This window comes from Sphingobacteriaceae bacterium, from assembly GCA_016715905.1.
GTDB lineage: Bacteria > Bacteroidota > Bacteroidia > B-17B0 > Aurantibacillaceae > Aurantibacillus.
Genome location: JADJXI010000004.1, coordinates 461,971 through 476,732, shown reverse-complemented (window position 1 = coordinate 476,732; position 14,762 = coordinate 461,971). Strand labels below are relative to the sequence as shown.

General features: G+C 33.4%; 11 protein-coding genes. 10 read left to right on the top strand and 1 reads right to left on the bottom strand.

The genetic code is table 11. The annotated features are described in order from the left end of the window. Window positions 1–5: 5 nt before the first annotated feature. Window positions 6–1,229 (bottom strand): M20/M25/M40 family metallo-hydrolase, encoded by a 1,224-nt coding sequence (locus tag IPM51_06290; protein ID MBK9283915.1) that lies wholly within the window; start codon window positions 1,227–1,229, stop codon window positions 6–8. Between the two features lie 130 nt (window positions 1,230–1,359). Here IPM51_06290 and IPM51_06285 point away from each other — a divergent pair, with 130 nt between their 5' ends. The 10 genes from IPM51_06285 (at window position 1,360) to IPM51_06240 (ending at window position 14,567) form a co-directional block, all read left to right on the top strand. After that, on the top strand, window positions 1,360–1,659 hold the full coding sequence (locus IPM51_06285; protein MBK9283914.1) for a hypothetical protein: 300 nt from the start codon (window positions 1,360–1,362) through the stop codon (window positions 1,657–1,659). Between the two features lie 58 nt (window positions 1,660–1,717). After that, window positions 1,718–3,265 (top strand): SulP family inorganic anion transporter, encoded by a 1,548-nt coding sequence (locus IPM51_06280; GenBank protein ID MBK9283913.1) that lies wholly within the window; start codon window positions 1,718–1,720, stop codon window positions 3,263–3,265. A 12-nt stretch (window positions 3,266–3,277) separates the two neighbouring features. Further along, window positions 3,278–3,931, top strand: coding sequence for a carbonic anhydrase (locus IPM51_06275; GenBank protein ID MBK9283912.1), 654 nt, complete (start codon window positions 3,278–3,280; stop codon window positions 3,929–3,931). A gap of 18 nt (window positions 3,932–3,949) precedes the next feature. Beyond that, the gene (locus IPM51_06270) at window positions 3,950–4,720 is read left to right on the top strand and encodes a 3-hydroxybutyrate dehydrogenase (GenBank protein ID MBK9283911.1); all 771 of its coding nucleotides are present in this window, start codon (window positions 3,950–3,952) and stop codon (window positions 4,718–4,720) included. A 39-nt stretch (window positions 4,721–4,759) separates the two neighbouring features. After that, complete coding sequence (locus IPM51_06265) at window positions 4,760–5,665, top strand: alpha/beta fold hydrolase (protein ID MBK9283910.1); 906 nt, start codon at window positions 4,760–4,762, stop codon at window positions 5,663–5,665. A 60-nt stretch (window positions 5,666–5,725) separates the two neighbouring features. Next, a complete protein-coding gene (locus IPM51_06260) occupies window positions 5,726–8,833 on the top strand; it encodes a UvrD-helicase domain-containing protein (protein ID MBK9283909.1) in 3,108 nt (1,035 codons plus the stop codon). A 100-nt stretch (window positions 8,834–8,933) separates the two neighbouring features. Further along, window positions 8,934–10,940: a M13 family metallopeptidase gene (locus IPM51_06255; GenBank protein MBK9283908.1), complete on the top strand. Its 2,007-nt coding sequence runs from the start codon at window positions 8,934–8,936 to the stop codon at window positions 10,938–10,940. Beyond that, window positions 10,940–12,421 carry a D-alanyl-D-alanine carboxypeptidase/D-alanyl-D-alanine-endopeptidase gene (dacB, locus tag IPM51_06250; GenBank protein MBK9283907.1) on the top strand — a complete coding sequence of 494 codons (1,482 nt, stop codon included), beginning with the start codon at window positions 10,940–10,942 and terminating at the stop codon, window positions 12,419–12,421. The genes IPM51_06255 and dacB overlap by 1 nt, the downstream gene beginning before the upstream one ends. 11 nt (window positions 12,422–12,432) lie before the next feature. Further along, a complete protein-coding gene (locus IPM51_06245; protein ID MBK9283906.1) occupies window positions 12,433–13,770 on the top strand; it encodes a dihydroorotase in 1,338 nt (445 codons plus the stop codon). Then, window positions 13,767–14,567, top strand: a complete 801-nt coding sequence (locus tag IPM51_06240) for an inositol monophosphatase (GenBank protein ID MBK9283905.1) — start codon at window positions 13,767–13,769, stop codon at window positions 14,565–14,567. Before IPM51_06245 ends, IPM51_06240 begins: the two co-directional genes overlap by 4 nt. The last annotated feature ends 195 nt before the right edge of the window (window positions 14,568–14,762 follow it).

The window sequence follows — 14,762 nt, the reverse complement described above, 5'->3', positions numbered from 1 at the left end:
TTTTGTTAAAGTTTAACTTTAACTGTTTGCTTTTTATTATCTCTGATTAATATAACATCTACCAAATCTTCCTTATTAAAATTCCCCAATACCTTCATATAGGCCATTACATCTTTAATGGGGTATTCTCCAATTTGAATGATGATATCTCCCTTCTGAATTCCTGCTTTTTGAGCTGGTTTGCCATCAGAAACGCCGTCTAAACGCATTCCTTCTCCTTCAAAAGTGTAATCAGGCATTACACCCATAGTGACTTTAAAAGATTTTTTACCCATATCCGGATTCCGTGTTTTCAAGAACTGCATTTTAGGGTAGTTATAGGTTTTTTCAATAACCTGAATCACCACGTTTAATACTTCCTCTTCCCCTTTAAAATTTATTTTGCTGATGTCATCCCCGGGCTTATGGTAATCGGAATGCTGTCCGGTAAAAAAGGCTAATGCCGGAATTTCTTTTAAATAGAAACTGGCGTGATCGCTAGGTCCCATACCTGCGCTATCCTTTTTAATATGTAAACCCGACTGAATTGAATCCAATAAATTCACCCAAACCGGTGAAGTTCCAACACCATAAACAATTAATTTATTTTCTTCGTTTAAGCGGCCTATCATATCCATGTTTATCATATAATTAAAAGAAGCAAGTGCTAGATCCGGATTATCCAAATATCTTTTCGAACCAATTAATCCCAATTCTTCACCACTAAAACATATGAATAAAAAATTAAATGGTTCGGTACTTTTGTTCGTACTGAAATATCTGGCTAATTCTAATACGCCGGCTGTTCCGCTGGCGTTATCATCAGCTCCGTTATGTATTTTTCCTTCCGGATTGGCCTCTAAACTATTATGATCTAATCCTGTTCCTAAGTGATCGTAATGAGCGCCTATAACAACAGTTAAAGGGGCTTTATTATCTAAATACCCTACTACATTCATTCCTTCTCGTAAGGGACTGTTAGCCGTTGATGTATCGTGCGAACTTTTTGCAGTTTTAAATGTAAAATTTTTGTAATAGGAGTTTTTTAATGGTTTTATTCCTACTTCTTTAAAATAACTGGCTATATAATTGGCGGCTTTTTTTTCATCGGGTGTCCCAGTTCCCCTACCATTTAATTCATCAGACGCTAAAAAACTAATGTGCTTTTTAACTAAATCTATATTTACTTTTTGAGAATAGCCGAAATAACTGTTAGTAATTACCAGTATTAATAAAAGGTATTTTATCATAAAATTATATTTATGCAATATTAACATTATTTATGCAATATTAACATTCTATTTACAAGTATACCCTATTAGTTAAACAAAATAATAACAAGCATTGATAATTTCCGTATTTTTAGAATTCTTTTCTAGGGTGAAAAATATATTAATCATATTATCAGTTTTCGGCATATTATTATCAGTAGCGCAGTTTATACCCGATTTTTATGATTTGGAAGAAAAAGTGGAGTCCTTCAAAACGGAAAAAGATAGTGAAGAAAAAAGCGATTCTGACGTGGAGGATTATGACTTTCTAAAATTATTTGACAGTACCTGTAGAAATTTAATTCAATTTCAAGATCTGATTTCAATAAAGCAACATTTGAATTTTTTTGATGAATACAAAAATCAAAACATTTATTTTCAAATTGTCACACCGCCTCCGGAAGTTTAATTAAACACATGATTTATTTCCTTTTTCTGGAATAATTATTTACGTTTAATTAAATTATATGAACTCAAAAAATATTGCAGCAGATCTCAAGGCCGGACTAGTGGTTTTTCTAGTCGCACTTCCACTGTGTTTGGGAATTGCTTTAGCACAGGGCGTACCGCTTTTTTCTGGAATTATTTCAGGAATTGTTGGAGGAGTTATTGTTGGTATTATTAGTGGTTCCAGGCTTTCCGTTTCGGGTCCCGCTGCCGGTTTAACCAGTATAATAATAGCAAGTATTGCTACATTAGGATCATTAGAGCTGTTTTTAGTTTCCGTTTGCTTAGCAGGCTTAATGCAAGTTATTTTAGGAATTAGTAGAGCTGGGTTTATAGGTTATTATTTTCCTTCTGCTGTAATCAAAGGAATGTTAGCTGCTATTGGGATAATATTAATTCTAAAGCAAATACCACATTTTTTTGGGTATGATGTAGAAGCGGAAGGTGATGAAGCGTTTACCGCAGGAAGTGATTCCCATATTTTTGAAGAATTCACAAAACTTTCCGACAACATTGGAACCGGCTCAACAGTAATAGGAATAATTTCCTTGGTCATACTAATTATTTGGAAATCAAAATGGATTCAAAACAACCCAATTTTAAAACATTTACCGGCCGCTTTGGTAGCTGTTGTCATAAGTGTTCTCATGGATTTATTCTTTTCTCTTTATATGCAGCAATATGAAGTAAAAGATGAACACCTTGTTGTTTTACCTCAAATTGAAAGTTTATCCGGGCTTTATGGTACCTTAACTTTTCCGGATTGGACGGCCCTAAATAATCCAAAAGTTTATGAAATTGCTTTTGTAATTGCTTTAATTGCCAGTTTAGAAAGTTTATTATCACTAGAAGCCGTGGATAAATTAGACCCTGAAAATAGCATTTCTCCACCCAACCGAGAATTGATAGCTCAGGGAATAGGAAATATTGTATGTGGTTTAATAGGTGGAATTCCGGTAACTTCGGTAATAGTAAGAAGTTCAGTAAATCTTACCTCGGGTGCTAAATCAAAATTATCTGCAATTGTTCATGGACTTTTCTTTTTAGTTGCCATTTTATTCCTTCCAAAAATTTTGGGCATGATTCCTTTATCTAGCTTGGCAGCAGTGTTAATTTATGTTGGGTTTAATTTAACAAAACCTTCTATGTACATCAATATTTTTAAGCAAGGCTACGATCAGTTTTTGCCTTTTATCATTACTATAGTTGTGATGCTTAGCACTGATTTATTAAAGGGGGTTATTACCGGTATTTTTATTTCGGTAATTTTTATACTTCGTCAAAATTACAGATCACCTTTTAAAATGATAAAAGACACTATTGATGGAAGGGTACATGTATTTATTAAACTTTCACAAAACGTAACGTTTATAAACAAAGGAAAATTTATTGACACCTTTAAAAACATACCTCCGGGAGCATACGTAAATATTGACGGAGGCAGAGCAACATTTGTGGATAAAGATGTATTGGAATTAATTAGTTCTTTTAAACAAAGTGCCCATATTCATGGAATTGATGTGGTTTTAGAAGAAATTGAAGAAGTAAAAGTTATTAGTCATCATTAAAAATTATAAAAAATGAAAGATTCATATTTAAAATTAATTGAAGGCAACAAAAAATTTGCCGTTACAAAAAAGTTTGAAGACCCCAAATACTTTAAAAATTTGTCATTGGGGCAAAAACCTGAATATCTTTGGATTGGTTGTAGTGACAGTCGCGTACCTGCTAATGAAATCACCAATACCGAAAGCGGCGAAATTTTTGTGCATAGAAATATTGCTAATCTTGCACTCTTTACCGATTTAAATATGCTGAGTGTTTTAGAATATGCCGTTAAATTTTTAAAAGTAAAACACATTATCGTATGTGGTCATTATGGTTGCGGGGGTATTAAAGCATCTATGACTGGAAATATACACGGTATTGTGGATCAATGGTTAACCAATATAAAAGATGTATATTTTGCTAACACCGCCGAATTGGAGGCTATAGCAGATTTAGATGCCCGCGCTGATCGTTTAACTGAATTAAATGTGATTAGGCAAGTGAGAAATCTGGCCAAAACATCCATCATTCAAAAAGAATGGGAAGAAAGAGAAGTGCACTTACATGGATGGGTTTATGGAATAAATAGTGGTATGATTACAGACTTATGTGTTATTCACGACAATAAAGAAAGTATTGATCCTATTTATCGTTATGATATTTCAAATAGAAACGTGACTAAATAATTTGTTTAATAGTACTTTATGAAAACAGTTTTAATAACAGGCAGTAGCAGTGGTATAGGTTTGGGAATAGCCCGCGAATTTGCTAAAACAAAAAAATATAATTTGGTATTAAATGGTTTGGAAACTAACGGACCTGAAATTGCCGCTTCCTTAGCTAATGAATTTGGTATTAAAACTATTTTTAACAATGCCAACATGCTGCAACCCGAGCAGTTAAGAAATATGGTGAAAGAAGCGATTCGGCATTTTGGCTCGGTGGATATTTTAATTAATAATGCCGGCATACAACATGTTTCAGCGGTTGAAGATTTTCCGGAAGAAAAATGGGATGCAATTATTGGAATTAACTTAACTTCTGCCTTTCATTTAACTAAAGCCGTTTGGAAAAGCATGAAGGAAAAAAAATTCGGACGAATTATAAATATAGCTTCCGCTCATGGTTTGGTAGCTAGCGAATTTAAGAGCGCATACATTGCCAGTAAACACGGTATAGTGGGATTTACAAAAACTATTGCTTTGGAAGGAGCGCCTTATAATATTACTGCAAACGCAATTTGTCCGGGTTATGTAAAAACTCCTTTGGTTGAAAAACAAATTGCCGATCAGGCAAAAACACATGGCATACCTGAATCTGAAGTAGTGCAAAAAATTATGTTGCATAAACAAGCTGTTAAAGAGTTTATTTCTATGGAAACTTTAGGTCAAACAGCTTTGTTACTGGCTTCTGAACATGCCAGTACAATTACAGGAGTGGCTTTACCGGTTGACGGAGGCTGGAATGCACAATAACAAATCAATAATGAAACTAATTCCTCTCTTTCTCCTTTTATACTTTCTTTTCATCTTCACGCTCAAGAAGAAGAGATTGTTTTAGAAACATCTACTGGAAAAATATTTGGCACCTATAAATTACCACAGGAAAAGAAAAATCTAACATTGGTTATTATTCATCAAGGTTCCGGGCCAACGGATAGAAACGGAAATCAGGATGATATGGAAAATAATTCATTAAAATATATCGCTGACGTATTGGCTATACATGGAATAGCCAGTTTACGATACGATAAGAGAGGCATAGCCGAAAGTAAAGAGGCTATGTCGGATATTTCCGACATCACTTTTGAAACTTATATCAATGATTTAAAAAGTTGGATTAATCTTGCAGCCAAAGACAAACGATTTAAAAAAATTATTATTGTCGGACATAGCGAGGGCTCTTTAATTGGTATGCTAGCTGCCATAAATAATAAAAAAGTAAACGGATACGTTTCTATTGCTGGTCCGGGTAGAGCCGCTGATGAAATTATTAAAGATCAATTGAAAGCAGCGCCGGATGCCATTAAAAAAAATGCCTTTGATATGATAGATCGTGTAAAAAAAGGAGATACCATTGAAAACGTACCACCTATTTTTTACATGTTTTTAAATCCCAGCATCCAACCTTATATGCGCTCCTGGTTTAAATATAATCCCAGTGAAGAAATTAAAAAAATAAAGGTTCCACTACTTATACTCCAGGGAGGCAATGATACACAGGTTGGCGAACAAGAAGCTATATTACTTTCAAATGCCAATAAAAAAGCGTCGTTAAAAATAATTAAAGACATGAATCACACCTTAAAACAATGTGATACCATGGACAAAGAGGCGCAAAAGACATTTTATACCAATCCTGAGCATCCACTCCATCCTAACCTCGCTACCGAATTGGTTAATTTTGTTAAAGGAATTTAATCCGCTTGTTTATAATTAGTTTTTACAATTCTTTAAAAAAACTTAACTTGTTTTTTTATTGTGAAAAATTTTTTGGTTTATAAATCAGGGGCCGGTAGCGGAAAAACATTTACGTTAGTTAAAGAATTTCTAAGACTGGCCATGCTTGATGAAAAAAAAATAAACTATAATTTCAAAAGAATACTTGCTGTTACATTTACAAACAAGGCAGCTGCAGAAATGAAAGAACGCGTTATTCACTACCTCACTGAAATTAGTAAAAACGCCATACTTCCCGATATCGGACAAAGTTTACTTATCGATTTAAATATTAAAGAGGAACAACTGCGAGAAAGAGCCAAATTATTACTCACTCAAATTATTCACAACTATTCCGAATTATCTATTGGAACAATAGACAGTTTTACGCATAAAATTGTGAAAACCTTTGCCTATGAATTAGATTTACCGATTAATTTCAATATTGAAACCGACCTAACTTCTTTTTACAATCAAATTATTTCAAACTTATTTGCAACAGTTGGTGAAGACAAAAATGTTACCGCCTTATTAAAAGAATATGCACTCGCAAAAGCAGATGATAACGCTTCCTGGGACCCGGAAAGAAGTCTTAAACAATTTGTAAAATTACTGGGCAAAGAAAACGCATCAGAATTTATTGAAAAACTAAATACACTAAGTGATGATGAGTTAAACAGTATTAATCAGCAAATTAAAACAGCCATTGGTGCGTTTAGAAAAAACATCAAAGAAATGGCAATTACCGGGCAACAAATAATTAAAACAAATAATCTAACTGTAAATGATTTAAAAGGGAAATCCAAGTCCCCACTAAATATTTTTGAAAAATGTTTAAAAGGAAAGGAAAGTGAAAGTGACTTTCAGCAAAAAACATTATTGGAAGCCATAGAAACCGGAAAATGGTTAATTCAAACCGGCAAGTTAAATGATCAGTTTACCCAAACCGTGGTTGAACTTCGAACTTATTATCTTCAAAATTGTACCGGTTATCAATTAAATATTTTGTTGCACAAGCACATGCATCTAATTCGGTTAATTAAAAAAATTGAAGAATTAAGCAGTGCCAAAAAAGAGGAAGAACAAATTGTGTTTATAAGTGAATTTAATCAAAAGATTTTTGAACTGATTAAAAATGAACCAACGCCTTTTATTTATGAACGTTTAGGAGAGAAGTATCATCATTATCTTTTAGATGAATTTCAAGACACCAGTTCTTTGCAATGGCAAAACATCTTACCCCTGCTCGATCATTCATTAGCATCAGGTTATTACAATTTAGTGGTAGGTGATGGTAAGCAAAGTATTTACAGATGGCGAAACGCCAATGTAAAACAATTTATCGATTTGCCCGGTAAAATAAAGGGAAATGAAAATAAAACAGAAAAAGAACGACTAGACAGTTTATCTCGAAATTATCAGGTTGCATTTTTGGATACAAACCGACGAAGCACCAGCACTATTGTCGAATTCAATAATAATTTATTTTCTGATTTATCAGAAAATTTAGGGGGTGAGGATACAAAAAGTATTTACTATAAACAAAGCCAAATCACCCATTCAAATGAGACAGGCCTGGTGCAAATTCATTCCGGAGTTTTAGCCTCAGCTGAACACAAGGAAATAAATTTAAAGCAGGTGCTCGAAAATGTTAGGGCTGCTTTAGCTGACGGCTTTCAACCCAAAGACATTTGTATTATTACCCGAAAAAAAGAAACAGGAAGTTGGGTAGCGCAAGTGTTGTCAGAAAACCAAATTCCGGTAGTTTCTTCTGAATCTCTTCTTTTAAAAAACAACAGACAAGTTAATGTTTTAACAAGCTTTCTTTCCTATCTTATTGACAAATCTGATAAAATTAGTGCCGGAGTTGTTTTACAATATCTTTTTGATGAACAAATTATTGATGCAAACACCCTTTTCCTTTCATATGAAGATTTAGCCAAGTCTAAAGATCTGTTTAAAGTATTAAATAAAATCGGCATTCAATTTCAGGAAGAAAAATTAGAACTGAGCAATCTATTAGATCTCTGCATTTATATTAATGAATTACTTCAACTTTCTAAAGATAATTCCATTTACATTCGTTTTTTTCTTGATCAGGTTACAGAATTTACAATAAATGGAAAAAACAGTTTATCTGCATTTTTAACCTGGTGGGAAGTGCGTCAAAAAAAGGCTTCGGTTATTATTCCTGAAAGTAGCAATGCGGTTAAAATTATGACCATACATGCTGCGAAAGGACTCGAATTTCCTGTTGTCATCATACCTTTTTGTAACTGGAGAATTCACGAGCAGGATGATGTATGGGTAGATCTAAGTCATACCAATTCTAAATTACCGGTTTCTATCTTGCAGGTTAATACACAGATGGAGGCTGCCGGATTATCAGCCGCATTTGAACACGAAATACAAGAAGAAATTTTGGATAACTTAAATTTACTCTACGTAGCTTTTACCAGAGCCATTCATCGTTTGCATATTTTGGCCTATAGAAAAGAGAAAGTTAATCACAAATCGGTTGATCAATGGTTATCACAATTTTTGTTTAAAGATGAAAAACTGACTGATTTAAATATTAGCACATTCGGCCAATCCCTAAAGTATAACTCAAAAAAGAAAGCAAATTTACCCGAATTTAAATTAAATAATATTCGTTTTAATGCAGATTCAAAAACCATTCAGATCAAATCAAGCACCGGTGGAGATTTTCTTTATGAAAAAGACTTTATTCAATACGGCATTGCAATTCATGAAATACTTTCTAATATTCAATCTATTGAGGCAATCGAAACTGAAGTGCAACTTGCGGTAACAAAAGGCTTAATAAGTGCTAAAGACCAAAATTCTATTATAACAAAAATAACCTCCATTATTAATCACCCTGATTTAATTGAATACTACAATACCCCTTTTACAAATAAAGTAGAAAAGGAGATTCTTTCGGAAAACGGTGAAATTTTACGTCCCGATAAAATTGTAATTAACAATAAAAGTGCCGTTATTATTGATTATAAATCGGGTTACTCTAAAGCTGAAATTCATCGTGAACAAATGAATAATTATGAAAAAGCCTTATTAAAAATGGGATTTCAAGAGATAAAAAAGCTTATTGCTTTTGTTGACACCGGACAAGTAATTCGTCTGGATTAACCCATTTTACGTGATTTTTAGTGATAATTGATAATTAATATAGTTTAGGTTTTTTAGCTTACGCATTATTCTTATTTTTATAGTATAGCTAAATTGTATTATGAAAAAAATTGCAACCTTTCTTCTTTCTTCTGTATTATTGTCCGGTTTTGGTCAAAAATCCGGAATTGTATTATCGAACATGGATAAAAAAGAAAATCCCGGAAATGATTTTTACATGTATTGTAATGGCAGTTGGCAAAAATCGTTTAAACTTCCCGAGTCAGACTCCAGATATGGAAGTTTCAATGAAATTCATAATAACAATCTAAAAAATATTAAGAAAATTCTGGATGCAGCTTTGTTAAATAAAACGGCAAAAGCTAATTCTGACGAACAAAAACTTCACGATTTTTATAGTACCGCTATGGATTCTGTTAAAGCTGAAAAATTAGGTATTACTCCTATCCAAGCACAATTAGATGAAATTGAAAAAATAAAAGATTTAAAAGGAATTGTAAACTTAAAAAATTCATTTGGCTTAATTGGTATTAATTTGTTTTTCAACGGAGGAGTTGGTGTAGATGCTAAAAATAGTAAGCGAAATATATATGAAATAGGACAAGATGGTTTTGGATTACATAATCGCGATTTTTATTATAACCCTCAATTCGAAAAAATTCAAAAAGCGTATATCAATTATCTCTCTGAACTTTTTGTTTTAAGCGGAACAAATAGTGAACAAGCCAATAAAATGGCGCAAGGTGTTTTTGATTTTGAAAAAAAGCTAACAGAAAAGGCTTTCACTAGTTTAGAAATGAGAAATGTGGAGCGGATGTACAACATTTACACTCCTAATATGATGAATGAATTAGCCGGTAACATTAATTGGACAGATTATTTTAAGGCATTAGGAACAAAACAACCCGACACTTGTTTGGTAGGCATGATTGATTATATGAAGGCGATGAACGAATTATTAAGTTCAACTTCCATTGAAGATTTAAAAAATTACAGCAAAGCTCATTTATTAAATGCCGCCGCTCCCTTTCTAAGTTCTAAGTTTGAAGAAACCCATTTTAATTTTTATGGTAAAGTTTTAAGTGGAGCAAAAGCAATGAAACCAAGATGGGAAAGAGCAGAATCTGTTGTTGATCGTTCAATTGGTCATGCCTTATCTCGTGAATTTGTAAAAAAATACTTCCCCCCTGCGTCAAAAGCTAAATTGGATAAATTAATTGATAACTTAATTTTAGCATATAGAGACAGAATTGACACCAGAACCTGGATGAGTGCAGAAACAAAAAAGGCGGCTCATAAAAAGCTGGATTTGCTGATTCGCAAAATCGGATATCCGGATAAATGGGATGATTATTCGAGTTTAACTATAGGCACAAATAATTATTGGGAAAATGTATGTGCTGCAAATAAATTTAAGACAATCGACAACATAAGCGATTTAAATAAACCGGTAGATCGTTATAAATGGCAAATGACACCAGTTACGGTTAATGCCTATTATAATCCTACCACAAATGAAATCACTTTCCCGGCAGCCATACTTCAGCCACCCTTTTTTGATGCCGAGGCTGAAGATGCAGCTAACTATGGTACAATGGGATCAATTATCGGTCATGAATTATCTCACGGATTTGATGATCAGGGATCACAGTTTGATGCAGATGGAAATATGAAAATGTGGTGGACTGAGCAAGATTTTGAAAACTTTAAAAATAAGAAACAAGGTATAATAACACAATTTGATTCGTATATAGCTATTGATACACTTCATGTTAATGGCAGTATGACCCAAGGAGAAAATATTGCGGATTTGGGCGGATTAACTATGGCTTATCATGCTTATCAAAAATCATTAAACGGAAAACCATCTAAAGTAATGGATGGCTTTACCGGCGAGCAACGCTTTTTTATTGCCTGGGCACAAGGCTGGAAACAAATTTGTAGAGATGAAGAACTAAAGCGTTTAATTACGGTTGATTATCATTCTCCTGCATTTTTCAGAGCCTTTGCACCTTTATCCAACATGAGTGAGTTTTACAAAGCCTTCAATGTTAAAGAAGGAGATAAAATGTACAGGCCTGAAAAAGACCGAGTAGAAATCTGGTAATGAATTTTACAACAATTAAATTATTTGATTTTAAAAAAAATGTCCTGAGCAGACATATTCTATTTTTTATTTCGCTTAACTTAATTTCTCATGTCCATTCATTTTGTCAAATCGACAAAGTTTTAAACGATTGGAATAGCGATGCAAGTCTGAAACACGCTTCTATAGGATATTGCGTATTAAATACTGCAGATGAATCTGTAGTAGCTGAACATAACGCACATCAGTTTTTGATTCCCGCATCTACTTTAAAAGTAATTACCACCGGCGCGGCACTTGGTATATTAGGTAATAATTACAAATTTACAACCAAAATATATCATACCGGAAATTTTGACCAAAAAACCGGTGTAATTCACGGTGATTTGATCATTTATGGTCATGGAGACCCAAGTTTGCAATCTGAATACTTTACTAAAGACACAACACAGATAACTGATAAATGGGCCAAAATATTAGTTGATAAAGGTGTTAAAGAAGTAAAAGGAAAGATTATTGGGGATGCTACTTATTTTGATCGCTCTATCCCTTCCAATTGGATTTGGGCCGATATTAGTAATTATTTTGGTGTTGTACCCTGTGCATTATCTTATGCCGATAATAAATTCAAAATAATTTATTGTACAAAAGAATCGGGTTGTAAAGCTGATGTCGTAAAAACCATTCCGGCCTATTTAAATAATACGGTCACCATTAATTCCAACGTAATTGCTAAAGGCAATGATGACGAGGCTTATGTGCAGGGCGATCCCTTTTCCTTTATTAAAGAAGTGAATGGAAAAATACCACCTAAAAAAGCAAATTATGATGTGGAAGCTGCACTCCCCGATCCAGCACTTTTATGTGCGGAAATGTTATTTACCTCTTTAACCCGATCAGGAATTAAATGTGATATACATAAAATTGAATCGGTTTATAAAAATAACGACACCATCATCCCAAAACGAGCATTATTACATACCCATTTTTCACCCTCGTTAGATAAGTTAATATTTTTCACAAACCTGAGAAGTAACAATCATTATTGCGAAACATTATTAAGAGCAATTGGAAAAGGCAGTTTATCTAACGGCTTGGATTTGGTAAAAAAATACTGGAAAGACAAAGGTTTGAATACCGACGAATTATTCATGACCGATGGGAGTGGTTTATCTAGAGCTGATAATATTACTACCCATTTTCAAGCGGCAGCATTAACAAAAATTAAAAAGGATAGTGTTAATTATAAATATTTCATTAATTCACTTCCGGTAGCCGGAAAAAGCGGAAGCATGCACAGTTTAGGAAAAGGTAACTTTATAGAAAACAATATGAAAGCTAAAACGGGATATATAAATCGCGCTCGTGGTTATTGCGGTTATGTAACTTCAAAATCAGGAAAAGAGCTGGCATTCTCCGTTTTATTCAATAATTATAATTGTACGGCTAAAGAAGCCAAATTAAAACTCGAAAAGTTTTTAATTGCGTTGGCAGAGTTGTAACTTTACTGCAAATGAGCATGCTAATTAAAAACGCAACGATTGTAAACGAAGGAGAAATTTACAACTCCGATGTTTTAATTAAAGATGGTTTTATTTCCAAAATAGACAGAAATATTTCCTTGAAAGAAAAAGTTATTGAAGTGGATGCGCAGGGTTTACATTTATTTCCTGGGGTAATAGATGATCAGGTACACTTCAGAGAGCCCGGCCTAACACATAAAGGTGATATTCATAGCGAATCTAGGGCAGCCGTTGCGGGCGGAGTAACTAGTTTTATGGAACAGCCCAATACTAATCCACCGGCCACAAGTGTTGAAGAACTTGAAAAAAAGTATTTACGCGCCTCGCAATGTTCTGTAGCTAATTATTCATTCTTATTAGGTACAACAAACGACAATATTAATGAACTGCAAAAAGCGGATTATTCTAAAATTGCAGGAGTTAAAATATTCATGGGCTCTTCCACCGGAAACATGTTGGTGGACAATATACAAACACTTGAAAATATTTTTCAAAATGTAAATGCTTTATTGGTTACACATTGCGAAGATGACCCGATGATTAAATTAAAACATGCTGAAATTATTGAGAAATATGGCGAAGATATTCCGGCTTATTTTCATTCTGTAATTCGAAGCGAAGAAGCTTGTCACAAATCTTCTTCACTAGCGGTATCACTGGCCAAAAAATTCAATGCTCGTTTGCATGTCTTTCATATTTCAACTGCTAAAGAATTGAGTTTGTTTACGAATAAAATTCCATTAAAAGATAAATTAATAACAGCGGAAGCTTGTATACACCATCTTTGGTTTAATGATGAGGATTATCAGACTAAAGGTAATTTTATAAAATGGAATCCTTCGGTAAAAACTGAAATGGACAGAGCTAAATTATTTGAGGCAGTGCTTAACGATACCATTGATGTAGTTGCTACCGACCATGCTCCTCATACAGTGGAAGAAAAATCGCAATCATACCTTAAAGCTCCAAGTGGCGGTCCTTTGATTCAACACAGTTTATTAGCCATGCTTGATTTTTATCATATGAAAAAAATAAGTCTAACACATATTGCAAAAAAAATGTGCCACGACCCGGCTGTATTATTCCGCATTCAAAACCGAGGATTCATTCGTGAAGGTTATGCCGCAGATTTAACTTTAGTTGATTTAAATAAAAACACCAGTGTAACTAAAGATAATATTTTATACAAATGTAAATGGAGTCCTTTTGAGGGCCACACATTTAAAAGCAGTATACATGCTACTTTTGTAAACGGACATCCGGCTTGGTTCAATAATAAAATTAACGATCAGTTTATAGGACAACGTTTATTATTTAATTCAAAATGATGGATTCGGTAAAATTAAATCTATTACTTGCCAAAGTTATTGCCACTTGTAAAGATACCGGACATTGGATTTTAAATGAGCGCAATGAAAACTTCAGGCAGGAAGATATTGAAATAAAAGGTTTAAACGATTTGGTGAGTTACGTCGACAAAGGGGCTGAAAGTAAAATTGTTAAAGAACTGAATGATCATTTTCCTGCAGGATTTATTGTGGAAGAAAATTCCATTTCGTCACGTCAGGATTACAATTGGATAGTTGATCCGCTGGATGGAACTACCAATTTCATTCACGGCATTCCTTGCTACGCAGTAAGTATTGCGTTGGAATTTAAGGGCGAAATTATTTTAGGAGTTGTTTATGAAATAAATAAAGACGAATGTTTTTACGCGACTAAAGACGGAGGTAGTTTTTTAAATTCAATTCAAATTCGGGTTTCTGAAAATATCAACTTAAAAAACTCTTTAATTGCCACCGGTTTTCCCATTTTTAATTTTTCAAGAATGGAATCCTATTTAAAAAGTTTAAAATATTTTATGGAAAATACGCATGGAATCCGAAGAATGGGATCGGCCGCCGTTGATTTATGTTACGTGGCTTGTGGAAGATTTGATGGATTTTATGAATACAATTTGAATGCATGGGATGTGGCAGCCGGTGCATTAATTGTAAAAGAAGCCGGTGGTATTGTTAGTGATTTTAAGGCGGGAAATAATTGGCTTTTTGATAAAGAAATCATTGCATCAAACGATATAATATACAGCGAGTTTTTAAAGTCTCTTAATTTCTCAGGGCTATAAAATCTAGAATTAGCTTAAAATTATAAAATTACACCAGTAATTTAATTAATTAGACTCAACTAACTGTATTGCAATTAATTTGATAGAAGATATATTTGAGCTCTTGCTACTATATTTATGTGAATATTTTGATTTTTTTATACAATTGATTACGCTGAATTAGCATTGTATAAATTCACAATAAGAGCATTTATT

Excerpts from the sequence above, each read along its gene's own strand:
- IPM51_06290 (MBK9283915.1), bottom strand. The coding sequence starts at position 1,229 with ATGATAAAATACCTTTTATTAATACTGGTAATTACTAACAGTTATTTC.
- IPM51_06280 (MBK9283913.1), top strand. The coding sequence starts at position 1,718 with ATGAACTCAAAAAATATTGCAGCAGATCTCAAGGCCGGACTAGTGGTT.
- IPM51_06275 (MBK9283912.1), top strand. The coding sequence starts at position 3,278 with ATGAAAGATTCATATTTAAAATTAATTGAAGGCAACAAAAAATTTGCC.
- IPM51_06270 (MBK9283911.1), top strand. The coding sequence starts at position 3,950 with ATGAAAACAGTTTTAATAACAGGCAGTAGCAGTGGTATAGGTTTGGGA.
- IPM51_06255 (MBK9283908.1), top strand. The coding sequence starts at position 8,934 with ATGAAAAAAATTGCAACCTTTCTTCTTTCTTCTGTATTATTGTCCGGT.
- dacB (MBK9283907.1), top strand. The coding sequence starts at position 10,940 with ATGAATTTTACAACAATTAAATTATTTGATTTTAAAAAAAATGTCCTG.
- IPM51_06245 (MBK9283906.1), top strand. The coding sequence starts at position 12,433 with ATGAGCATGCTAATTAAAAACGCAACGATTGTAAACGAAGGAGAAATT.
- IPM51_06240 (MBK9283905.1), top strand. The coding sequence starts at position 13,767 with ATGATGGATTCGGTAAAATTAAATCTATTACTTGCCAAAGTTATTGCC.